The 23,668-nt window shown below is 42.5% G+C and carries 24 protein-coding genes; 21 read left to right on the top strand and 3 right to left on the bottom strand.

The window, feature by feature from the left end; translation table 11 throughout:
- Positions 1 to 87: 87 nt before the first annotated feature.
- The gene (locus H7T97_RS05320; RefSeq protein WP_201089637.1) at positions 88 to 813 is read right to left on the bottom strand and encodes a hypothetical protein; all 726 of its coding nucleotides are present in this window, start codon (positions 811 to 813) and stop codon (positions 88 to 90) included.
- A gap of 15 nt (positions 814 to 828) precedes the next feature.
- Positions 829 to 1,551 (bottom strand): hypothetical protein, encoded by a 723-nt coding sequence (locus tag H7T97_RS05315; protein ID WP_260314068.1) that lies wholly within the window; start codon positions 1,549 to 1,551, stop codon positions 829 to 831.
- Positions 1,552 to 1,781: 230 nt separating this feature from the next.
- Here H7T97_RS05315 and ruvB point away from each other — a divergent pair, with 230 nt between their 5' ends.
- The 19 genes from ruvB to H7T97_RS05220 all read left to right on the top strand — a co-directional run bounded on the left by ruvB (position 1,782) and on the right by H7T97_RS05220 (position 20,140).
- Positions 1,782 to 2,780 carry a Holliday junction branch migration DNA helicase RuvB gene (gene ruvB / locus H7T97_RS05310; RefSeq protein ID WP_021154208.1) on the top strand — a complete coding sequence of 333 codons (999 nt, stop codon included), beginning with the start codon at positions 1,782 to 1,784 and terminating at the stop codon, positions 2,778 to 2,780.
- A 6-nt stretch (positions 2,781 to 2,786) separates the two neighbouring features.
- Positions 2,787 to 3,353, top strand: a complete 567-nt coding sequence (locus tag H7T97_RS05305) for a nucleotidyltransferase family protein (protein ID WP_201089633.1) — start codon at positions 2,787 to 2,789, stop codon at positions 3,351 to 3,353.
- A gap of 173 nt (positions 3,354 to 3,526) precedes the next feature.
- On the top strand, positions 3,527 to 3,952 hold the full coding sequence (locus tag H7T97_RS05300) for a low molecular weight protein-tyrosine-phosphatase (protein ID WP_118096327.1): 426 nt from the start codon (positions 3,527 to 3,529) through the stop codon (positions 3,950 to 3,952).
- A 25-nt stretch (positions 3,953 to 3,977) separates the two neighbouring features.
- Positions 3,978 to 4,382: an MORN repeat-containing protein gene (locus tag H7T97_RS05295; RefSeq protein ID WP_031572807.1), complete on the top strand. Its 405-nt coding sequence runs from the start codon at positions 3,978 to 3,980 to the stop codon at positions 4,380 to 4,382.
- Positions 4,372 to 6,174, top strand: coding sequence for an acyltransferase family protein (locus tag H7T97_RS05290; RefSeq protein ID WP_023920066.1), 1,803 nt, complete (start codon positions 4,372 to 4,374; stop codon positions 6,172 to 6,174). Before H7T97_RS05295 ends, H7T97_RS05290 begins: the two co-directional genes overlap by 11 nt.
- 402 nt (positions 6,175 to 6,576) lie before the next feature.
- The gene (adhE, locus tag H7T97_RS05285) at positions 6,577 to 9,228 is read left to right on the top strand and encodes a bifunctional acetaldehyde-CoA/alcohol dehydrogenase (RefSeq protein ID WP_070464599.1); all 2,652 of its coding nucleotides are present in this window, start codon (positions 6,577 to 6,579) and stop codon (positions 9,226 to 9,228) included.
- Positions 9,229 to 9,480: 252 nt separating this feature from the next.
- The gene (locus tag H7T97_RS05280; RefSeq protein ID WP_201089631.1) at positions 9,481 to 10,038 is read left to right on the top strand and encodes a hypothetical protein; all 558 of its coding nucleotides are present in this window, start codon (positions 9,481 to 9,483) and stop codon (positions 10,036 to 10,038) included.
- Between the two features lie 13 nt (positions 10,039 to 10,051).
- Positions 10,052 to 10,357, top strand: coding sequence for a hypothetical protein (locus tag H7T97_RS05275; RefSeq protein WP_049472664.1), 306 nt, complete (start codon positions 10,052 to 10,054; stop codon positions 10,355 to 10,357).
- Positions 10,357 to 10,680, top strand: coding sequence for a hypothetical protein (locus tag H7T97_RS05270; RefSeq protein WP_003009394.1), 324 nt, complete (start codon positions 10,357 to 10,359; stop codon positions 10,678 to 10,680). Before H7T97_RS05275 ends, H7T97_RS05270 begins: the two co-directional genes overlap by 1 nt.
- Positions 10,681 to 10,841: 161 nt before the next feature.
- Entirely contained in the window at positions 10,842 to 11,894 is a 1,053-nt protein-coding gene (locus H7T97_RS05265) for a zinc-dependent alcohol dehydrogenase family protein (RefSeq protein ID WP_003015314.1), read from the top strand.
- Positions 11,895 to 12,052: 158 nt separating this feature from the next.
- Positions 12,053 to 12,439 carry a hypothetical protein gene (locus H7T97_RS05260; protein ID WP_031572794.1) on the top strand — a complete coding sequence of 129 codons (387 nt, stop codon included), beginning with the start codon at positions 12,053 to 12,055 and terminating at the stop codon, positions 12,437 to 12,439.
- 170 nt (positions 12,440 to 12,609) lie between these two features.
- Positions 12,610 to 13,308, top strand: a complete 699-nt coding sequence (locus H7T97_RS05255) for an N-acetylmannosamine-6-phosphate 2-epimerase (protein ID WP_201089629.1) — start codon at positions 12,610 to 12,612, stop codon at positions 13,306 to 13,308.
- 161 nt (positions 13,309 to 13,469) lie between these two features.
- Positions 13,470 to 13,922, top strand: coding sequence for a NanQ anomerase/TabA/YiaL family protein (locus H7T97_RS05250; RefSeq protein WP_045760113.1), 453 nt, complete (start codon positions 13,470 to 13,472; stop codon positions 13,920 to 13,922).
- 113 nt (positions 13,923 to 14,035) lie between these two features.
- Complete coding sequence (locus tag H7T97_RS05245; RefSeq protein ID WP_045760114.1) at positions 14,036 to 15,385, top strand: ABC transporter substrate-binding protein; 1,350 nt, start codon at positions 14,036 to 14,038, stop codon at positions 15,383 to 15,385.
- A 53-nt stretch (positions 15,386 to 15,438) separates the two neighbouring features.
- Positions 15,439 to 16,323: a carbohydrate ABC transporter permease gene (locus H7T97_RS05240; protein WP_006595263.1), complete on the top strand. Its 885-nt coding sequence runs from the start codon at positions 15,439 to 15,441 to the stop codon at positions 16,321 to 16,323.
- Positions 16,323 to 17,156: a carbohydrate ABC transporter permease gene (locus H7T97_RS05235; RefSeq protein WP_201089639.1), complete on the top strand. Its 834-nt coding sequence runs from the start codon at positions 16,323 to 16,325 to the stop codon at positions 17,154 to 17,156. Before H7T97_RS05240 ends, H7T97_RS05235 begins: the two co-directional genes overlap by 1 nt.
- A gap of 25 nt (positions 17,157 to 17,181) precedes the next feature.
- Positions 17,182 to 18,288, top strand: coding sequence for a Gfo/Idh/MocA family protein (locus tag H7T97_RS05230; RefSeq protein ID WP_201089627.1), 1,107 nt, complete (start codon positions 17,182 to 17,184; stop codon positions 18,286 to 18,288).
- A 31-nt stretch (positions 18,289 to 18,319) separates the two neighbouring features.
- The gene (locus tag H7T97_RS05225) at positions 18,320 to 19,237 is read left to right on the top strand and encodes a dihydrodipicolinate synthase family protein (protein ID WP_037608222.1); all 918 of its coding nucleotides are present in this window, start codon (positions 18,320 to 18,322) and stop codon (positions 19,235 to 19,237) included.
- A gap of 15 nt (positions 19,238 to 19,252) precedes the next feature.
- Positions 19,253 to 20,140, top strand: a complete 888-nt coding sequence (locus tag H7T97_RS05220; protein ID WP_201089625.1) for an ROK family protein — start codon at positions 19,253 to 19,255, stop codon at positions 20,138 to 20,140.
- A gap of 97 nt (positions 20,141 to 20,237) precedes the next feature.
- Here H7T97_RS05220 and H7T97_RS05215 read toward each other — a convergent pair whose 3' ends face one another.
- Positions 20,238 to 21,077 carry a MurR/RpiR family transcriptional regulator gene (locus H7T97_RS05215; protein ID WP_118228641.1) on the bottom strand — a complete coding sequence of 280 codons (840 nt, stop codon included), beginning with the start codon at positions 21,075 to 21,077 and terminating at the stop codon, positions 20,238 to 20,240.
- A 293-nt stretch (positions 21,078 to 21,370) separates the two neighbouring features.
- On the opposite strand from H7T97_RS05215, the gene H7T97_RS05210 reads away from it, so the two are divergent.
- Entirely contained in the window at positions 21,371 to 21,694 is a 324-nt protein-coding gene (locus H7T97_RS05210; protein ID WP_003015405.1) for a hypothetical protein, read from the top strand.
- On the top strand, positions 21,684 to 23,645 hold the full coding sequence (locus tag H7T97_RS05205) for a V-type ATP synthase subunit I (protein WP_118228639.1): 1,962 nt from the start codon (positions 21,684 to 21,686) through the stop codon (positions 23,643 to 23,645). Before H7T97_RS05210 ends, H7T97_RS05205 begins: the two co-directional genes overlap by 11 nt.
- Positions 23,646 to 23,668: the final 23 nt, after the last annotated feature.

Here is a 23,668-nt window from a genome sequence, read left to right as displayed (position 1 = left end):
TACAGCCCTACTCAACTGTGCGGAGGTGGGACGACGAAATCGAATTCTAACGAATTACCGATTTCTGTCTCACTCTCAGTGAGTTATTTAATTAGTTTTAGGATCTGAAACTTTCTTGAATTTCATTGGATAAACAAGATGAGCACCAGTTTCATCGTACGTTTTCTCAGCATACATTGTAAGGATATCACCATTCAATTCGTAGTGATAAGTAATTGGTACGTCTGTAGAATTAATATAAAGAGGTAGAACTCCAAAGATGTTTGGAACTTCAGGGAATACGATCGTTTTTGCTTTCTCGTTTAAAACCCCATCATTTAACGTTGCAGTTAACACTTTTGTATTGTTATCAAACGTTCCAGTTTGATGTTTAAAGCTTTCAAATTTCTTTTCTCTTACGCCTAGAAGGATGGCAGTAGCTTCTTCTTTTGTAGGGTATTTATCTTTATTCTGTTCAGCATAAAAATCAATATACTTATTCATATCGGCACTATAAGAATAAGTTACATCTGTTCCTGTAATTTTTAGAGTCGGAACGATATCTTGGAAGGCTTCAGTAACCTTTAATCGACTATTAGCATCATCATAATAAATTAAGAAAGTACGTTCCACTGTATCTCTAAAATCTACAGCTTTCCAGTCTCCTTCGAGTGAGACTGGGGTAGGTGCTACTGTGGTAGTTTCTGCAACTGTTGTAGTCTCAGCGGTTGTTTGTTGTTTCTGTTGCTGTTGTTTCTGTTGCCCACATCCTGATACCAATAGAAGAGCAAGAAGGGAAAACATCCATAGGGAACTTTTTTTCATATTGTTCATGATTGATCACTCCTTCTAATGATTGTCTTCTACGTAATTGAAACGAAGACGTATTACTCTAAAATGACTTTGTTCATCTTTACCTTCAGCATAAAGTGTTAGTTGGTTACCTTCAACGGTGTAAGTATAAGTAATTGGTACAAGTGAATTATACGTGGTTCCCATAACAATTCTACTTAAAAATGTAGGTGTTTCAGGGAACGTAATAGTATGTTTCTGTGTATCGATTTCTCCAGTTAGAGAGTAATCATAGGCATAATTAGGTTCGTCAAGAGTAATCTTTGTATGTTTCAAATTTGGAATATAATTCTTAAATTCAGCAGTTTTATTTTTTAAATACGATTCATAATTCGCTTTGTTCTCTCCTGTTGCAAATGCTTGATCCTCATACAGTTTTCTGTAATCAAAATGGTACTTCAATTCAACGGTTTTATCTTTAATGGTCATCGTCATCTTAACCTTATCGAAGTCATCAAGCATTAGTACAGCGGCAAGTTTTTTGATATTAGAAGCTAGGAATACTTTTTGAATGGTCATTTGTTGGTCAGTCCATTTCCAAGTTCCTTGTTGATACTTTGTAAGATCTTGTGGTGCTTTGATTGTTTGAGGAGATTTATCTGTTTGAGAAGACTTATTTGTTTTAGAAGACTGCGATGGAGAAGACTGACATCCTGCAATAAGGAGCACTGCAAAGAATGCCAAGAAACCGAAAAGGATCTTCTTTGTTTTAGTAAACATAAATTTACCTCCTAAACGTTGTTGCTTTAATTTTATCATTAAAGGAAATAATTATAAAGTGAAATGGTGAGCGATAGATGAAGAAGAAGGGACTGTATAATAAAAAGAAAGGTTGGCGATGAGGGCAACTATTCAACTTATTCTAACGAACGCTAGTGAGAACCAGGATCTTTAAAAAACACATTCTATTTATGGTACCGAAGGTATCATTTTTTGCTATAATAGACTGTATGAGTAGAATTTTAGACAATGAAATCATGGGCGATGAAGAGGCCGTTGAACGGACGTTGCGCCCGCAATATTTACATGAATATATCGGTCAAGATAAGGTCAAGGACCAGCTGAAAATCTTTATTGAGGCGGCTAAGCTTCGGGATGAGGCGCTGGATCATGTCCTTCTTTTTGGCCCTCCGGGGCTTGGGAAAACCACCATGGCCTTTGTCATCGCTAATGAACTGGGCGTCAATCTCAAGCAGACTTCTGGTCCTGTCATTGAAAAGGCCGGTGACTTGGTAGCTATCCTCAATGATCTAGAACCGGGGGATGTCCTCTTTATCGATGAGATCCACCGTCTTCCTATGTCAGTCGAAGAAGTGCTTTACAGCGCCATGGAAGATTTTTACATCGACATTATGATTGGCGCTGGGGAGAGCAGCCGGAGTGTCCATCTGGACCTTCCTCCTTTCACTCTGATTGGGGCGACGACTCGAGCGGGTATGCTGTCCAATCCCTTGCGTGCTCGCTTTGGAATTACGGGGCACATGGAATACTATGAACAAGATGATTTGACAGAGATTGTCGAGCGGACCGCCGAGATCTTTGAGATGGAGATTACCCACGAAGCTGCCGAAGAGCTTTCTCTTCGTAGTCGTGGGACTCCTCGGATTGCCAACCGCTTGCTCAAACGGGTGCGCGATTTTGCCCAGATCATGGGCGATGGCTTGATTGACGATACCATTACCGACAAGGCCCTCTCTATGCTAGATGTGGACCATGAAGGACTGGACTATGTCGATCAAAAGATCCTGCGCACCATGATTGAAATGTACGGCGGTGGCCCGGTCGGGCTTGGGACTCTATCGGTCAATATTGCCGAAGAGAGGGAGACCGTAGAAGATATGTATGAGCCTTACTTGATTCAAAAAGGCTTTATCATGCGGACTCGGACAGGGCGCGTGGCGACCCGCAAGGCTTATGAACACCTGGGTTATCCCTACAATGGAGACTAGAAGAAGATGCTGACGGAAGAAACATTAGTAGAACAGATCAAAGCGGATCCGGAGATGATGAAAGTCTTGGCTATTATTCGGGATCTCAACTTGGCAGATGCCTGGTTAGCAGCGGGTGCAGTGCGCAATTTCATCTGGAACCAGCTCTCTGGAAAACCAGGGTTTGACGCGACAACCGATATGGATCTGGTCTTTTATGACCCTGCGATCAGTTATGAGGAGACTCTGCAGATCGAGCAGGAATTAAAGAAGACCTATCCCCAGTACGCTTGGGAAGTGAAGAATCAAGTCTATATGCACCAGCATAGTCCTGGGACGGCTCCTTATCGCAGTGCCTGTGATGCGGTTTCCAAATACCCCGAGCAGTGTACGGCACTTGCAGTTCGCTTAAGGAAAGATGGTCAGCTAGAGCTCTTTCTCCCTTATGGGACAAAGGATATCGAAGACTTCATCGTTCAGCCGACTCCGCATTTTTTAGCCAGTCCCGAGCGTTTGGCGGTTTATACAGAGCGGATGAAAAAGAAGGATTGGCAGAGTAAATGGCCTCCATTAGAGGTTCGTTTTCCAAAATAGAGAAACAGATCAGATTTGAAAAAGGAATCTGATTTTTCTTTAAAATGATGGAGCCACTTTGTCATCTTTCTGTCACATTTTTGTTATAATGGTAATAGTATGCTGGTTTTCCATAGTGGAAAGCCAAGAGCTCAGCTAGGTTGGGCAGTCCGAACAAGGAGTTAGGTGGAATCATGAAAAAAATCGTCTTTGTCTGCTTAGGAAATATTTGTCGGAGCCCCATGGCGGAGTTTGTCATGAAGGACTTGACGGATCAGTATGAGATTGAAAGTCGGGCCACCTCGAGCTGGGAACATGGCAATCCCATCCATCAGGGAACCCAGAAAATCTTTCAACAACACCAAGTCCCGTATGATCCAGCCAAGACATCCTTACAGATCAAGGAAGAGGATTTTTACAACTTTGATTTGATCCTAGGGATGGACGAAAACAATGTAGCAGATCTAAAGCGAATGGCTCCTGCAGGAACAGAACACAAGATTCATCTTTTTGCTTCTGAAAGTGTGCCAGATCCGTGGTATACCGGTGATTTTGAGGAGACCTATTCCAGAGTCCTGAGTGGCTGTAAGGCTTGGTTAGATCAGCTAGCAACTTCTTAAGAGTTTGATATGTGAGAGAATGAATATGAAAGAATTTTATGAGACTTATAAGGTCTATCTGACGCGAAAAAATTTAGAAATAGCAGCATTAGTCGTGATTGTTCTATCTGCTTTGCTGGTTTTCCTTTCAGCCATTCCAGGTCAGGGCGTCTTGACCTTGGATAAGGGGGCGATCCGTTACGACGGAAGTTTGGTCCGTGGCAAGATGAATGGCAAGGGAACCGTCACCTTTAAAAATGGGGATACCTATACAGGTAACCTCGTCAACGGCTCTTTTAGCGGCTATGGTAAGTTTAAGTCCAAGGATGGTTGGACCTATGAAGGGCAGTTTGTTAACGGCCAGCCGGAGGGCAAAGGCACCTTAACCACAGAAGCCAACGTCGTATACAAAGGAACATTCAAGCAGGGGATTTATCAAAATGCGCATTAAATGGTTTTCACTAGTCCGTGTTACAGGACTCTTATTGGTATTGCTTTACCATTTCTTCCAAAAAGCCTTTCCTGGAGGCTTCATTGGGGTAGATATTTTCTTCACCTTCTCAGGATTTTTGATTACAGCGCTCTTGATCGATGAATTTGCGCGCAAGCAAGGAATCGACTACCTGGCATTCTTGAAACGGCGCTTTTACCGGATCGTACCACCCCTTGTCTTTATGGTCTTGGTCGTGATGCCCTTTACCTTTATGGTCCAACGGGACTACGTGGCTGGTATTGGGACTCAGATTGCGGCGGTCTTCGGTTTTGTGACCAATTTCTTTGAGATGGCAACGGGTGGTAGTTACGAAAGTAACTTTATTCCGCATCTCTTCCTTCATACCTGGAGTTTGGCCCTAGAAGTGCATTACTATGTGCTCTGGGCACTTTTGGCATGGTTCTTGGCTAAGCGGGCTAAGACGGTTGGAAAGTACCGAGGCATGCTCTTCCTGGCATCCAGCGGGCTCTTTCTCTTCACCTTCTTGTCCATGTTCATCCGTGCCTTTCTGACAGCCAATTTCTCTACCATCTATTTTTCTAGCTTCACTCACATCTTCCCCTTCTTTGCGGGATCATGTCTAGCAACGGTGACAGGGATTGCCAATGTCAGCCCTAACTTTACTAAGCTGGTGCAGTCTTGGAGCATGAAAAAGACCTTATCGGTCTTGGGTGGAAGCTTTGCCTTCTTGTTTGTGCTCAGTCTTTTCTTGCCATTTGATAGCTTGTGGACCTATCTATTTGGCTTTTTAGCAGCGACAATCGCAGCTTGTGCCATGATTCTGTCGGCCCGCATTCTCCATGAAAAGACGCCAGATAAAAAAGAACCAGCCATCCTCAATTTCTTGGCAGATACTAGTTATGGTGTCTACCTTTTCCACTGGCCTTTCTTTATCATCTTCTCTCAACACTTGGGAAATATGATGGCAGCCCTTGTGACGACGATCGTTTCCTTGATTCTAACGGCTCTATCTTTCTATATTTTGGAGCCAACCATTGCAGGCAAGGAGCCTCGGGTCTTTGGTATGAAGATGGATCTCAGTTTTTTGACCAAACCGATCTTTTACCTCATGATTCCTCTGGCTCTCTTGATGATTGGAATCTCTGCCTTTGCACCAACCGTCGGAGCTTTTGATGAGAGTTTGGTAGTGAGTGGTCTCAATCAAGCAGACAGCAAAATGCAGGTCACACGGACGCAAGTGGATAATGCAACTGCAACAGACTATAACGTCTCAAATGGTGTGACCATGATCGGTGATTCGGTTAACTTGCGAGCGCAGGACTACCTGACTAAAGCGATCCCGGGCATCCAGATCGATGCAGTGGTGAGTCGTCAGTTGGAAAATGGAATGAAGGTCTTTGAAACCGATATCTCCAATAAAGTTCTCCTAAAAAATGTGGTCATTGCCCTAGGAACCAATACTGTAAGCAACTATAAAGAATTGCTGGATCAGTATGTTGAGAAACTTCCAAAAGGCCGTCGCTTGATCCTTGTGACACCATATGATGGTCGATATGCCAACGATCAGTCCAGTGAATCGGTTCAAACGCGTCTTTATGAGTTGGAACTGGCTAAGAAATACGACTTTATCACCATTGCGGACTGGTACCAAGTAGCAATTGAAAATCCAAACATTTGGGTGGGAACAGACTCTGTTCACTTCAATATGGAAACCAATGGTGGAGAACTCTATGCTCAAACAGTCAAAGAAGCCCTTGATAAGGCAGAAAAAGGTCCAGTCAAGAAGTAAAAATGCTTCTCTGAAACTGAAACAAAACAAATCCTAACAAAATAAAACAAAAAGCAACTTTTTACTTGTAAAAAGCTGCTTTTTTTAGTAAGATTAAGAAAACGCTTACAAAAATCAATTGAAAATATCACTTTGTGAAGAAAAAAATTTTTTAATTATTTTTTCACAATTTTGCTAAATAATTGCTTTAACAGCAATAGGATTGATAAAGGTTTCACAAACTTCAAAAAATTCTTTGTGAAAGTTGCTTGGAAGTGTTTACAAAAATCTCAAAATAGAGTACAATTATATTGTGAATTAATTAACAAATCGAAATTTCTTACACTATTCTTGAAAATTTCCGAAAACAGGAAAAAGTTCTAGAAAAGGATAAGGGTTTCAAACATTGGAGGAAAGCATCAAATGGCTGATAAAAAAACTCTCTCACCTGAAGAAAAGAAACTCGCTGCTGAAAAACACGTAGACGAGTTGGTGCAAAAAGCGCTGGTGGCGCTTGAAGAAATGCGCAAATTGAACCAGGAGCAAGTGGACTACATTGTAGCGAAAGCATCTGTAGCTGCTCTTGACGCACACGGTGAGCTTGCTCTTCATGCTTATGAAGAAACTGGTCGTGGGGTCTTTGAAGACAAGGCAACAAAAAACTTATTCGCTTGTGAACACGTTGTGAACAACATGCGTCACACCAAGACAGTTGGTGTCATTTCAGAAGATGACGTCACTGGTTTAACGCTGATTGCAGAGCCAGTCGGAGTTGTCTGCGGGATCACTCCTACAACCAACCCTACTTCAACAGCAATCTTTAAAGCATTGATTTCCTTGAAGACACGGAACCCTATCGTCTTTGCCTTCCACCCATCTGCTCAAGAATCATCTGCTCATGCGGCACGAATCGTACGTGATGCAGCAATTGCAGCTGGAGCACCTGAAAACTGTGTGCAATGGATTACCCAACCTTCTATGGAAGCAACCAGTGCCCTTATGAACCATGAAGGAGTTGCGACCATCCTTGCGACCGGTGGTAACGCCATGGTAAAAGCTGCTTATTCTTGTGGAAAACCAGCTCTTGGGGTAGGTGCCGGAAACGTACCTGCTTATGTTGAAAAATCAGCTAACATCCGCCAAGCAGCACACGATATCGTCATGTCTAAATCATTTGACAATGGTATGGTCTGTGCGTCTGAACAAGCGGTCATCATCGATAAAGAAATCTACGATGAGTTTGTTGAAGAATTCAAATCTTACCACACTTACTTTGTTAACAAAAAAGAAAAAGCCCTTCTTGAAGAGTTCTGCTTCGGCGTAAAAGCCAACAGCAAGAACTGCGCGGGTGCGAAATTGAATGCGGACATCGTTGGGAAACCAGCAGCATGGATCGCTGAACAAGCTGGCTTCACTGTACCAGAAGGAACCAATATCCTTGCGGCAGAATGTAAAGAAGTTGGTGAAAAAGAACCGTTGACTCGTGAAAAATTGTCACCAGTCATCGCTGTTTTGAAATCTGAAAGCCGTGAAGACGGAATTAACAAAGCTCGCCAAATGGTTGAATTCAACGGTCTTGGTCACTCAGCAGCCATCCATACTGCTGATGAAGAATTGACCAAAGAATTTGGTAAAGCAGTCAAAGCCATTCGTGTGATTTGCAACTCTCCTTCGACTTTCGGTGGTATCGGGGATGTTTACAATGCCTTCTTGCCATCATTAACACTTGGATGTGGTTCTTACGGACGCAACTCTGTTGGGGACAACGTTAGTGCCATCAACCTCTTGAATATCAAAAAAGTCGGACGCCGGAGAAATAACATGCAATGGATGAAACTTCCTTCAAAAACATACTTTGAACGTGATTCAATTGAATACCTACAAAAATGTCGTGACGTTGAACGTGTCATGATCGTTACAGACCACGCTATGGTAGAGCTTGGTTTCCTTGATCGTATCATCGAACAGCTTGACCTTCGTCGCAACAAGGTGGTTTACCAAATCTTTGCAGACGTAGAACCAGATCCAGATATCACAACTGTTGAACGTGGTACAGAGATCATGCGTGCCTTCAAACCAGATACGATCATTGCTCTCGGTGGTGGATCACCAATGGATGCGGCCAAAGTTATGTGGCTCTTCTACGAACAACCAGAAGTGGACTTCCGTGACTTGGTTCAAAAATTCATGGATATCCGTAAACGTGCCTTCAAGTTCCCATTGCTTGGTAAGAAGACCAAATTTATTGCGATCCCAACAACATCTGGTACAGGATCTGAAGTAACTCCATTTGCCGTTATCTCTGATAAAGCAAACAACCGTAAATACCCAATCGCAGACTACTCATTGACTCCAACAGTAGCCATCGTAGACCCTGCCTTGGTATTGACAGTTCCTGGATCTGTTGCAGCAGACACTGGTATGGACGTCTTGACGCACGCGACAGAAGCTTATGTATCACAAATGGCTAGCGACTTCACAGATGGTCTTGCTCTTCAAGCTATTAAACTTGTCTTTGAAAACTTGGAAAGCTCAGTCAAGAATGCGGACTTCCATTCACGCGAAAAGATGCACAATGCGTCAACCATCGCAGGTATGGCCTTCGCCAATGCCTTCCTCGGTATTTCTCACTCAATGGCCCACAAGATCGGTGCGCAATTCCACACCATCCACGGACGGACCAATGCCATCTTGCTTCCATACGTTATCCGCTACAACGGTACACGCCCAGCCAAGACAGCTACATGGCCTAAGTACAACTACTACCGTGCAGATGAAAAATACCAAGATATCGCTCGTATGCTAGGACTTCCATGCTCTACTCCAGAAGAAGCTGTTGAAGCTTACGCAAAAGCTGTATACGAACTCGGTGAACGCTGTGGTATCGAAATGAACTTCAAAGCACAAGGCATCGATGAAAAAGAATGGAAGAAACATTCTCGTGAATTGGCCTTCCTTGCTTACGAAGATCAATGTTCACCAGCCAACCCACGTCTCCCAATGGTAGACCATATGCAAGAAATCATCGAAGATGCTTACTATGGTTACAAGGAACGTCCAGGACGTCGTAAATAAGACGCCAACGAACAACTGATGTTTATCAGCTATCCCTCGCTCGAAAGAGTGGGGGATTTTTGCTATTTGGGTCCAAAACTCGTTTTTTCATAAAAAATTAGACTTTTTTTCAAAAATTGTGTTATTTTTATAGCATTCCGAGCTATTTTATGTTACCCTATAGTGTATGAATCTGCCTGTAGCTGAAGGGTTATGATCCTTTTTCAGTTATAGGAAATGAAAAAACAAATCCAAGAAAGGAGGCCATCTCAAATGGAGTTAGAAGGTGACGTGCAAGGAAGACAAGATCAGGCACAGAAAATTATTGAAATGCCCCAACGAGATCGGGAAACTTCCACTTCAGAAAATCAGCCATCATCTGCTTCGGTGGTCTCCATGTATGGGCAGGAAAGGCCAAGTATTTCTAGCCTCCATCAGCAACTGGCAGGCGCGTCTGGGACTCAGACCATTCAATTGCGGGAGGAATTGGTGCTGGCGGTAGCGCAGAATGCTTCAGCGAAAGCAACTGCCTTTGAGGCAGAAGTCAAGGATAAACTGGAAGAGGCTAAGGAGACGGTTTCCCATAAGGTCGCTGAGGTGTCTCAAATGGCCCACAGCATGGCCCAATTTTTAACAGATGCAGAAGTGGAGCAACTATTAGGAGAGTTCTCCATGGATGCTTGTTGGGACCAAGCGGTAGAGGCGGAAAACCTCGCCCAAGCAAAGGCCTATTCCACTCGCTTGTCAGATTTGGCAGGTCAGTTGGAGGCAGCATCAGCTCAATTGGTGGACTTGGACAAGGGACAAGCGACGGCCTTTGATTTTTCATAAGTAGGAGAAAAAGATGTTAGAGATCCTGGGAGAGGACAGAGAACGAATTGAGGAGCTCCATCGAGAGATTAAAAAGGAGCAAGAGCGGATTGCGATCAGAAGTTTGATTGCAACGCAAAAAGCCTTGATGATGTTGGAAGGGATGAGTTTGCAGGTAACCTTGGGCGGTCAATCCGAAAAGATGCGCTCTTTTGCTACAACGACTCTGGTTAGTGATTTGAAAGATGGATTTACAGGAGGAGCAGCGGACGCGGTAGAGACAGCACTGAAAGCAGTGAAGAAGCCGATTTTATTGAGTCCGATTAAAGGAGGTATGTGATGTACCATTCAGGAAATAGTGAATTAGAACAACTAGAAGATCGACATTACCGCTTCAATCAAAAGCTTAGCGAGTTGGAGTGGGATTATGCGGATATGCGTATGGATGTCCGTCAACATACAGAAAATTTAGTGGACTGGCTGAGTGCCCTTCATTTTCAAGCGCCAAGTGCGGAGGCCCAAAGTGGCTTGGAGCGTTTATTTGCCTTGCAAGAAGAGTTTGAGGCAGAACTCAAGCGCTATGAAGAGCGTTTAGAAGAAGAGCGCGAGCGCGAGCAGCAAGAGTACTATAAGCAGCGTCAACAATTAGAACAAGGTGATTGAAACATTCCTCTGGTAGAGATAAGAGGAATGTTTTTGTTTGCTCAAAAAACTTTTAAAAATGTGCTCATAAATTCTTGCAAGCGCTTACTTAGTATGTTATAATATTCACAAAGAAACGAAAATAAAATGGTTTTATCAAACCAACAAAAGAGGAGTCGCTTATGAAAGCTGCAACTTATGTATCTGCAGGCAATCTGCAACTGCTGGATCAACCAAAGCCAGTGATCAAAAATCCAACGGATGCCATTGTGCGAGTCTTGAAGACAACCATCTGTGGGACAGACCTTCACATCCTAGGAGGAGATGTGCCAGCTTGTAAGGAAGGCACAATTTTAGGCCACGAAGGAATCGGGATCGTAGAAGAAGTCGGCGATGCAGTGAATAACTTCAAGGTGGGCGACAAGGTTATCATCTCTTGTGTCACAGCTTGTAATACCTGCTACTACTGTAAACGTAGTTTGCCTTCTCACTGTGAAGATGGTGGTTGGATTTTAGGTCACTTGATCAACGGAACCCAAGCAGAGTATGTCCACATTCCACATGCGGATGGAAGTCTTTATCATGCGCCTGAAACTGTGGATGACGAAGCCTTGGTCATGCTCTCAGATATTCTCCCAACCTCTTATGAAATTGGGGTCCTCCCATCTCATGTAAAACCAGGTGATAATGTCTGTATCGTTGGAGCTGGTCCGATCGGTCTTGCAGCACTTTTGACCGTTCAATTCTTCTCACCAGCTACGATTATCATGGTGGACTTGTCTGAATCTCGTCTTGAAGCAGCTAAGAAATTTGGGGCAACTCACACCATCTGCTCCAGCGATATCGCTGAAATCAAGGCCTTTATCAATGAAGTGACCGAAGGTCGTGGTGTCGATATCTCCATGGAATGTGTGGGCTATCCTGCTACCTTTGATGTCTGCCAAAACGTCATCTCTGTCGGTGGACACATCGCTAATGTCGGTGTCCACGGAAAACCGGTTAGCTTCAATTTGGATGATTTGTGGATCAAGAACATTACCCTCAACACCGGTCTTGTCAATGCCAATACTACTGAAATGTTACTCAATGTCTTGAAATCAGGCAAGATCGATGCGACTAAGCTCATCACCCACCACTTCAAACTCTCAGAAGTTGAAAAAGCCTATGATGTCTTTAAACATGCGGGTGAAAACCATGCTCTCAAGGTGATTATCGAAAATGATATCAGTGAATGAAGTGGCAACTAATATTTGTTCATAGTTTTTTTAGACGGACCAGAGATATTCTGGTCCTATTTTCAACCCCCAAAAGCCAATGATTCCTTGCAAAATAAATTTGTTGTCTTATAATAGAAGTACAAAAAACGATTACATAAAGAGAAAGGTGTGATCTTATGAAACGGTTTTGTTATCATCGTGAATTCTGGATGGACTTCCATTTCTGGATCTTGGTCTTGCTTTTAGCGGCTGTGGCGTTGACGATGCGGGCTCCGCTTTCGGTAGTTAGCCTAGCTTATCTTGCTTTTGTTGGGATTTTGATCTTGCTGCAGGTCTTTCAACCGCCTGTATCGACGCGTCAGTATCCAGAAGGTAGCTACCATTTCAATTGGACCTTTTATCGGGATACCCGACTGTATATCGATCTCTTTTTATTAGCAGGTCTCTTGGCAGGCCCAATGGCTTCATCGGATATGGTCTATTGGATCTTGCTTGGAGCCGTTGTCGGCTCTATCGGATTTGTATTTGTCGTAAAGGAAAAAGCGACTCAAAAGATGGCCTAAGGAATCACCATGTCCTAGATCTCTGAAACTAGTTTCAGAGATCTTTTTATTTTCCCCTAAAATGTGAAACTATAATCCAATTGCACGATTAATATTGTAAGCGCTTTAAAAATAGATTATAATCAATTTACAAGTACTCGAGTTGCCTTATTATCAAAGGAGAAGGAGTTATGTCAAAGATTACAAAAGATGAACTGATTGAACAAATCAAAGACGGCATCATTGTTTCTTGTCAAGCCCTCCCTCATGAACCGCTCTATACAGAAGCAGGAGGAGTCATTCCTCTCTTGGTCAAAGCGGCTGAGCAGGGTGGAGCTGTCGGGATCCGAGCCAATAGTGTCCGGGATATCAAGGAAATAAAGGAAGTGACCAAGTTACCGATCATTGGGATTATCAAACGCGATTACCCACCTGAAGAACCCTTTATCACGGCTACCATGAAAGAAGTCGATGAGTTGGCAGCTTTGGATATCGCGGTCATTGCGCTTGATTGTACCAAACGTCCGCGTCATGATGGGCTTTCGATGAGTGACTTTATCCATCAAGTCAAAGAGAAATATCCAGACCAACTCTTGATGGCTGATATTTCGACTCTGGAAGAAGGATTGACAGCTGTCGAAGCGGGAGTGGACTTTGTCGGAACAACCCTTTCGGGCTATACAGACTACAGTCCAAAGGTTGATGGTCCAGATTTTGAACTGGTTCATCGTCTCTGCCAAGCAGGAGTAGATGTCATCGCAGAAGGCAAGATCCACTATCCGGATCAGGCCAAGAAAATCCATGATCTCGGGGTTCGCGGTATCGTTGTAGGTGGTGCCATTACCCGACCAAAAGAGATTACAGAGCGCTTCGTCGCAGCCTTAAAATGAGAAAACAAAACAGTAGATTGAAGGAGGAGGAGACCGAATAGAGAGTAGTCGAATTCATTTAATGAGAATGTTTCAGTGAAGGATAACGATGAAGATTTCAAGAAGGAAGTCATATTTGCTTAACTTTCTGCAACATAAATCTAGTGTAAAAGGAGAAATAGATGATATTTGATGATTTAATAAACATAAAATTGTACAAAGGGATTCATCCTAATCTGGATCAAGCGATTGATTTTCTCTATGAACACCGGAAAGATTCTTTTGAGCTAGGGAGATATGATATCGACGGTGACAAGGTCTTTCTCGTTGTCCAAGAAAACACCCTTAACAAAGATGAAAATGATCGCTTTGAACATCATCGCCGTTATGCCGACCTTCATTTATTAGTTGAAGGACATGAATTTTCTAGCTACGGTTCCCGTATCCTAGATGAAGCTATTCCATTTGATGAAGCAAGTGATATTGGCTTTGTTCATTGTGAGAAATTCTATCCACTTCATTTGGGCTATCATAATTTTGCAGTCTTCTTCCCTGGTGAACCTCACCAACCAAATGGCTATTCAGGTCAGGAAGAAATAGTCAGAAAGTATCTATTCAAAATTGCGATTGATTAGATATGTCAAATAGAAAATGGAGGAGATAAGCGATATAGTTAGTTTTTTCGGAGAAGTTAAGGCTTCAAAGCACTGATTACATATTTTGTATTAAAAATAGAAAGAGGAAAACAATGAAAAATAGTAAGAAAATTCTTTTCGCTTTGGTTCTCGCGTTATTCGCATTGTTTGTCACTGCATGTTCATCTTCAAAAAATGATGCAGAAGGAAGTAATAAATCTGGAGAATTATCTGGTGAAATTGTAATGTGGCACTCATTTACTCAGGGACCTCGGTTAGAAAGTATTCAAAAATCAGCTGATGAGTTCATGAAGAAGCATCCAAAAGTTAAAATTAAAATTGAAACCTTCTCGTGGAATGACTTTTATACAAAATGGACAACAGGTTTAGCGAATGGCAATGTTCCAGATATTAGTACAGCATTACCAAACCAAGTTATGGAAATGGTCAATTCAGATGCTTTAGTTCCATTGAATGATTCTGTTAAGAAAATCGGAGAAGATAAATTTAATAAAACAGCATTAGATGAAGCGAAGGTTGATGGCAATTTTTATTCCGTTCCTTTGTATTCACATGCTCAGGTCATGTGGGTTCGCACTGATTTATTGAAACAATATAATATTGAAGTTCCAAAAACATGGGACCAGTTGTATGAAGCTTCTAAAAAATTAAAAGAAAATGGAGTTTATGGATTGTCTGTTCCTTTTGGGACAAATGATTTGATGGGGACACGCTTCTTGAATTTCTACGTACGAAGCGGTGGTGGAAGTCTGTTGACAAAAGATTTGAAAGCTAACTTGACAAGCAAATTGGCTCAAGATGGAATTAAATATTGGGTGAAAATGTACAAGGAATTTTCTCCTAAAGATTCATTGAACTTTAATGTCTTGCAACAAGCTACTTTGTTCTATCAAGGAAAGACAGCCTTTGACTTTAACTCAGGATTCCATATTGGTGGTATCCAAGCAAATAGTCCTCAACTAATTGATGCGATTGATGCTTATCCGATTCCAAAAGTAAAAGAATCAGATAAAGATTATGGTATTGAAACTTCTAATATTCCATTGGTAGTTTGGAAGAATTCAAAACATCCAGAAGTAGCGAAGGCATTCTTAGAATCTTTGTATGAAAAGAAAGACTACATTCGTTTCTTGGATTCAACTCCTGTTGGAATGTTGCCTGCCATCAAAGGAATTAGCGATGATCCAGCCTATAAAGATAATGACATCCGTAAGAAATTCCAACATGCAGAAGAAGTTATTACAAAAGCAGCAGAAAAAGGTACAGCTATTGGATATGAAAATGGTCCAAGTGTTCAAGCTGGAATGTTAACAAACCAACATATCATTGAACAAATGTTCCAAGATATTATTACAAATGGTAAAGATCCAATGGAGGCTGCTAAGGATGCAGAAAAACAATTGAATGATTTATTTGAAACTGTAGCAGTTGATGTTAAATAATGATAGCAGAGGCTACAATTATGTGGCCTCTGTTTTTAGAGAGGAATAAGCATATGGTCAAAAATAGAAATTTGACTCGATGGGTGTTTGTATTACCTGCTATTATCATTGTTGGACTATTATTTGTTTATCCATTTTTCTCCAGCATCTATTTTAGCTTTACAAACAAACATTTGATCATGCCAAGGTATAAATTTGTAGGATTGGCAAACTATAAAGCAGTTTTATCGGACCCTAATTTCTACAATGCCTTCTTTAATTCCCTTAAGTGGACAGTCTTTTCTCTTTTGGGACAAGTGCTTGTTGGTTTTGTATTAGCACTTGCATTGCATAGAGTAAGACGCTTTAAGAAGTTATATAGGACATTGTTGATTGTTCCTTGGGCGTTCCCAACTATTGTCATTGCCTTTTCTTGGCAATGGATCTTAAATGGAGTATATGGTTATCTACCTAACTTGATTGTGAAATTAGGACTGATGAATCACGTCCCTGGATTTTTGACAGAAAGTACGTGGGCTTTCATCTGTTTAGTGTTTATTAATATTTGGTTTGGTGCCCCTATGATCATGGTCAATGTTCTATCTGCCTTACAAACGGTTCCGGAAGAACAGTTTGAAGCCGCTAGGATAGACGGAGCTTCCAGTTGGCAAGTTTTTCGATTTGTAATTTTACCTCATATTAAAGTAGTAGTCGGATTACTTGTTGTACTGAGAACAGTATGGATCTTTAATAACTTTGATATTATTTATCTGATTACTGGTGGTGGCCCTTCAAACGCAACAACAACATTGCCAATATTTGCATATAATCTCGGTTGGGGAACAAAACTTCTTGGGCGTGCCTCAGCGGTAACAGTCTTGCTATTTATTTTCTTATTGGCAGTATGTTTCATTTACTTTGGAGTTATCAGTAAATGGGAGAAGGAGGGTAGAAAATGATGAAGAGAAGAACAAATGTACTCCTTGATATTGGATCCCATGTTATTTTAGTTATTTCAACTATTATTGCAATTTTTCCTTTAGTTTGGATCCTCCTATCTTCTGTAAAAGGCAAAGGTGAATTAACCCAATTTCCAACAAGATTTTGGCCTAAACAGTTTACTCTAGATTATTTTACGCATGTCATTAATGATCTACATTTTATAAACAATATAAAAAATAGCCTGTTAATCGCATTAACGACAACAGTTATCGCTATTATCATTTCTGCAATGGCTGCTTATGGTATTGTTCGATTCTTTCCAAAATTAGGGGCGATTATGTCCCGATTGCTGGTAATTACCTATATCTTCCCTCCGATTTTGTTGGCAATTCCTTATTCAATTGCCATTGCAAAAGTTGGATTGACCAATAGTTTAATTGGTTTAATGATTGTTTATCTTTCATTTAGTGTTCCTTATGCGGTGTGGTTGTTAGTAGGGTTCTTCCAAACAGTTCCAATTGGAATTGAGGAAGCAGCAAAAATAGATGGTGCGAATAAATTTGTTACCTTCTATAAAGTGGTATTACCAATTGTAGCGCCAGGAATTGTTGCTACAGCGATCTATACCTTTATCAATGCCTGGAATGAATTTCTTTATGCATTGATCTTGATCAACGATACAAGTAAAATGACTGTTGCGGTGGCTTTGCGTTCATTAAATGGCTCGGAAATACTGGATTGGGGAGATATGATGGCGGCATCCGTAATTGTGGTATTGCCTTCAATTATCTTCTTCTCAATTATCCAAAATAAAATCGCAAGTGGTCTTTCTGAAGGATCCGTAAAATAGTAAAAATAGAAATAGGAGAAAAACAATGGTTGTAAATTATGGTGTTGTCGGCACAGGATACTTTGGTGCTGAATTAGCAAGATATATGAAAAAAAATGACGGTGCAGTAATTACAGTGGTGTATGATCCGGAAAATGCAGAAGCTGTAGCAGAAGAATTAGGAGCACGAGTGGCTTCGTCACTAGATGAATTGGTTCAAAGTGATGATGTAGACTGTGTGATCGTTGCCTCGCCTAATAATCTGCATAAAGAACCTGTTATTAAAGCTGCTCAGAATGGAAAAAATGTATTCTGTGAAAAACCAATTGCTTTATCATATGAAGATTGTAAAGAGATGGTAGAAACATGTAAAGAAAATGGTGTGATTTTCATGGCTGGTCACATTATGAATTTCTTTAATGGTGTCCATCATGCTAAAGAATTGATCAATCAAGGGGTTATTGGGGACGTTTTATACTGTCATACAGCTAGAAATGGCTGGGAAGAACAACAACCATCCATTTCATGGAAAAAAATTCGTGAAAAATCAGGAGGCCATCTTTACCACCATATCCATGAGTTGGATTGCGTTCAATTTTTAATGGGAGGTATTCCTGAAACAGTTACGATGACAGGTGGAAATGTAGCTCACCAAGGAGAAAACTTTGGTGATGAAGATGACATGATTTTTGTCAATATGGAATTTCCTGGTAAGCGATTTGCCTTGCTTGAATGGGGCTCTGCCTATCGTTGGGGAGAACACTATGTCTTGATTCAGGGAACAAAGGGTGCTATAAAATTAGACCTATTTAATTGTAAAGGTACTCTAAAAGTAGACGGAAAAAAAACTTATTTCTTAATTCATGAATCTCAGGAAGAGGATGATGACCGCACAAGAATTTATCATAGCACTGAGATGGATGGTGCCATTGCTTATGGTAAACCAGGGAAACGAACTCCATTATGGCTATCTTCTGTTATTGATAAAGAAATGAAATATCTTCATGACATAATGAATGGTGCTCCTGTATCAAAAGAATTTGAAAAACTATTAACCGGAGAAGCGGCGCTAGAAGCAATTGCGTCTGCTGATGCTTGTACTCGTTCCATTAATGAGGACCGAAAAGTTAAATTATCAGAGATCATGGGTTAATAACATTACTGATACGACAAAAGGAGGAAAAATGTCAGATTTAAAAAAATATGAAGGAGTCATCCCCGCTTTTTACGCCTGCTATGATGACCAAGGAGAAATTAGCCCGGAGCGGGTGCGTGCGCTGGTAGAATATTTTATCGCGAAAGGTGTGCAGGGCTTGTATGTCAACGGATCCTCTGGCGAATGTATCTACCAGAGCGTGGCCGATCGCAAGCTGATCTTGGAAGAAGTCATGGCAGTGGCTAAAGGGAAATTGACCATCATTGCTCACGTAGCCTGCAACAACACCAAGGATAGCGTGGAATTGGCACGACATGCAGAAGAACTAGGAGTGGATGCCATTGCGGCCATTCCACCGATCTATTTCCGCTTGCCAGAATACAGTGTGGCCCACTACTGGAATGAAATCAGTGCAGCCGCACCCAATACAGACTTTGTCATCTACAATATCCCGCAATTGGCAGGGGTCGCTTTGACACCGAGCCTTTACAAGGAAATGTTGAAAAACCCACGGGTGATTGGGGTCAAGAATTCTTCGATGCCTGTTCAGGACATTCAAACCTTTGCTTCTTTAGGAGGCGACGACCACATCGTCTTTAATGGTCCGGATGAACAATTCTTAGGTGGCCGTCTCATGGGAGCGCATGCTGGGATCGGTGGCACCTATGGTGCGATGCCAGAACTTTTCTTGAAGCTCAATCAGCTGATTGCTGAGAAAGACTTGGAGACTGCGCGTGCCCTGCAGTTTGCCATCAATGACATTATTGGAGTCTTGACGTCTGCTCATGGCAATATGTATGCGGTCATCAAAGCGGTTTTGCGCATCAATGAAGGTTTGGACTTGGGATCTGTTCGCTCCCCTTTGACGCCAGTAGTAGAAGCGGATCAAGAAGTGATTCAACGTGCTGCTCAACTCATTCAGGACACAAAAGCCAGATTCCTTTGATCAAAGGAGGTCTAGATGAATCCATATGTTGTAATTGATATCGGAGGGACCAGTATCAAGTATGGTCTAACCGATGCAAAAGGGCAACTCCTAGAGACCCATGAAATGCCAACGGAGGCCCAAAAAGGAGGACCTCACATTCTTAACACAACAAAGGAAATCGTAGCCCGTTATTTGAAGAAGCATCCCTTGGCAGGGGTTGCGATTTCTTCGGCCGGAATGGTCGATCCTGATAAGGGAGAAATCTTTTATGCAGGCCCACAAATTCCCAACTATGCAGGCACCCAATTCAAAAAGGAAATCGAAGAGACCTTTCAGATCCCTTGCGAGATTGAAAATGATGTCAACTGTGCCGGTCTCGCAGAGGTCACTACAGGCCATGCAAAAGGATCGAACAATGCTGTTTGCCTGACAATTGGGACAGGGATCGGCGGTTGCCTCTTGCTTGATGGTCAGGTCTTTCATGGTTTTAGCAATTCAGCCTGTGAGGTTGGCTATCTTCATTTGCCAGATGGTGCCTTTCAGGATCTAGCTTCAACAACTGCTTTGGTCGAGTATGTGGCAGAACATCATGGTGATCCTGTGGAACAGTGGAATGGTCGCCGGATCTTTAAGCGGGCAACAGAAGGAGATAAAATCTGCATGGCTGGAATTGATCGAATGGTGGCCTACCTCGGAAAAGGACTGGCCAATATCGCCTATGTGGTCAATCCAGAGGTCATCGTTCTTGGAGGGGGGATTATGGCTCAGGAAGCCATCCTCAAGCCAAAAATCTATCAAGCCCTGTGTGCCGAACTGGTTCCTAGCCTAGCAGATAAGATCCGTTTGGAATTTGCCCACCATCAAAACGCTGCGGGTATGTTGGGGGCCTACTACCACTTTAGACAAAAACATGAAACATAAAACAAGTCGCGTTGGCGACTTGTTTTTGATTCATCAAAAAAAGCATGAAAGATGAAGAAAGCCTGATCTTTCATGCTTTTTAAATAGGGAGACCATATTAAGATTTTCGAGAACGTTGATTAGAAAGTTTTTTGTTTTCCCAGTAGCTATTAAAGACAATTTCCTTTTGTTCTCGACTTTTATTAAGGAAATGAGCATAGATCAAATCGACCACAATGAGGAGTGGTAAAATGGCGGAGATTCGATCGATATAGGTACTACTAGGAAGAGGTGCGGCCGGTAACACTTCTGTGAATCCTTGGTGGATGGCAGCCGGGTTAGCGGTCACAAGAACCGTTTTAGCCCCTTTTTCTTTGGCGTCCAGGAGACTATCTGTAATGGAGTTGGTGCCTCCTGACAATGAGAAACCGATGACTAAACAAGAGGAATCGAGAATACTGGTCGTCCAGGCAAAGCCGTCTTGATCAGTCAGGGCTTCACAAACGACGCCTAGTCGCATAAAGCGCAATTTCATTTCTCGAGCGACTAAACCGGAACTACCGATCCCGAAGAAATAGACTCGGTCTACTTGATCGATTAGTTCAGCTACCCGATCTAATTGAGAATCTTTTACCAGACTTTCAGTGACGTTACTGATATGGTGGTAGCGTTGCAAGACGCTCAGCGTCAGTTCGTCATGCACTTGCACCTGTTTTTGATTTTTGGTTTCTTCGTTAAAATGATAGACAAACTCCCGATAGCCGGAAAAACCACATTTTTGAGAGAAACGCGTTAAAGCTGCCTTTGAAACATGGAGTAACTCCGTTACACGAGAAGAGGACAGGGAGTGCTGTCGTGCTTCGGATGATAAAAAATATTGGGCAATGTCTCGTTCCATATCTGTTAACTCAGCTTCATGGCTGGCGATAATGGCGCGTAAATCTTGATCTTGTTTCACAGCAATCCTCCTTTCTCACGAGATGAAATAACAGGATGCTCCTATAATATATTACACATTATAACATGGGTAACCGCTTTATTCAAGTAAAAGCAAGTAAGAAATACTGAAACTAGGAACAGGATATGCGAAAAGAAGAGAACGCTACCAATCTTGGCAGTAGGGGCTTGCTGGCTGTCCAAAATTTTCTGAAAATTCCCGGTTGGGCCTGAACAAACGATATGAATTGTGGTATAATTTAAGATAATTGTACTGTTGTTGGAAGAACAATAGTTGAATAAGGAGGTGTGACGATGTCGAATGCAACACTCGAGATGATGCAAGAGATCGAGCAAGCTGCTCAGGGCGTGATCGTAGGCTATGAAGCTCAAGTTGAACAAATCCGAACGGATTCGCGCGATCGCCTTGCAACAGTGGCGCAGCATTACGATGAGGAAACCAAGCAATTGGTCACAGAGGCAGAAAAAAACGCCCAGGAAAGACTCGTCCGTTTAACGAAAGATCTGGAAGAAACGGTTGCGCGCAATGATGCCAAGGTACAAGAGGCGATGACCGATAAGCGAGCTGGGTTAGTTGAAGCCATTGTAGAAAAGGTGGTAGCAAGCTATGGCCGTTAGTCAGATGCAAAAACTGTCCCTCATCTTACCCAAAGATGACTTGGACAGTCTCCTACTAGCGCTACAGTCTGAGGCAAAAATCCAGATTTATGACCTCAGTGAGCATGAAGAATGGCAGGCTGCCTTTGAGGCAAATACCTTGTCTCAACCCTTGACAGAGGACAATCGTCAAGCCTTGGTAGAGCTGCAAAAACGTCAAGAACAAGTTGAAAAAATGATTCAGACTCTAGAGCCTTACATGCCTGAGAAGAAGGCTCTGCAAGCTCTAAAGGAAGAACCCTTAAGCTTGTCTTTTGATGACTTGCAGGCCCATGGGATGATTCGAGACGAGGATCTCCTATTGACCAAGTTGAAACGCCAATTGCACGTGTTAGATAAGGCTCGTCAGAAGATTGCGGATGCAAAGGGAGAGATAGAGCGCTTAGAAAAATGGCGACCGTTAGAGGTGACGCCAGCTGCTCTCGCTACTTTTCACTATGTGCATGGCTTGATCGGGACCATTCCCAATAGCGATACAGACGCCGTTCGTTCTTCCTTAAAAGCTCATCCTGAGCTGAAGTTAGAAGAAGTCTTTACGTCTGAAACTGAACACGGCTATGTCATCTTGTATCGTTCGGGAGATCGTGTAGCTGTTCAGGAGCTTCTGGAAGACCATGGGTTCAAAGAATTGGACTATGAAGAAGAGCAGGTCCCGGCCGCCTACTTGGATCGCCTAGAAGGAGAAATTAAGGAGCAAGAAGCTGTAGTTGCAGCAACCCTAGCCGAGTTACAAAACTCCCAGAAGGAGTTGGACCAGCTTAAGTACCAGATGGATTACTTGCTGAGTTCGGGAGCTCGTGAGGAAGCCAAGTCGCTTCTTGCCAGCACGCAAAGCTTGGTAGCCCTAGAGGGTTGGATTGAAACCTCCCAAGTGGCCTCATTGCGAGACTTCTTGCAAGAAGGTTTTGGTTCTCGGGTCTTACTAGAGACGCGCGATGTGACGGAAAAAGATTGGGATGACGTTCCGATCCAGTTGCGAAATAATGCCTTGGTAGAGCCCTTTGAATTAGTCACAGAGATGTACGCCCTGCCTAAGTATTACGAGAAAGATCCGACACCGATCGTTTCTCTCTTCTACTTTGTTTTCTTTGGCATGATGGTCGCAGATATCGGTTATGGACTGTTGCTAACGGTAGCGACAGGCTTTGCCCTTAAAGCCTTCAAGCTCAAGCCTAGTACAGCGAAGAACCTTCGTTTCTTCAGTCTCCTTGGAATTTCAGTTGCCCTTTGGGGTGTGGTCTATGGCTCTTTCTTTGGATTTGAGATGCCTTTTGCCCTGATCAGTACGACCAGCAACGCCATGACCATCCTGATCCTCTCAGTGGTCTTTGGTTTTATCACCGTCTTAGTGGGCCTCTTCCTAGGAGGAATGAAAAATGTTCGCCTCAAAGACTACACGGAAGCCTATAATGCTGGCTTTGCTTGGGTCTTGATCCTACTTGGTTTAATGCTTCTAGCAGTAGGCAATATCTTGCCAGGGATGAGCCTTTTAGTTCCGATTGGCAAGTGGCTGGCTATTTTGAATGCCATTGGGATCTTGATTGTTTCCATTGTCAGTGCCAAGAAGCTGTCCGGCTTAGCCTCTGGTCTCTTTAACCTCTACAATGTTAGTGGCTATGTTGGAGACTTAGTCAGCTTCACCCGTTTGATGGCTTTGGGCTTGTCTGGAGCGAGTATCGGTTCGGCCTTCAACCTCATTGTCAATCTCTTTCCACCGCTTGGACGGTTTACGGTAGGGCTTGTGCTCTTTATCGTTCTACATGCCATTAATATGTTCCTGTCCTTCTTGTCAGGATATGTGCATGGAGCCCGTCTGATCTTTGTGGAGTTCTTCGGTAAGTTCTACGAAGGAGGAGGCAAGCCATTTCGTCCTCTCAAACCTTCTGAACGCTATATTAAAACAAAAAAATAAGTATTATCTTTAATAAATAGGAG

The organism is Streptococcus parasanguinis, assembly GCF_016648925.1.
Taxonomy (GTDB): Bacteria; Bacillota; Bacilli; order Lactobacillales; family Streptococcaceae; genus Streptococcus.
The sequence above is the reverse complement of the archived record's forward strand: the minus strand, read 5'-3'. Positions and strand labels throughout refer to the sequence as shown.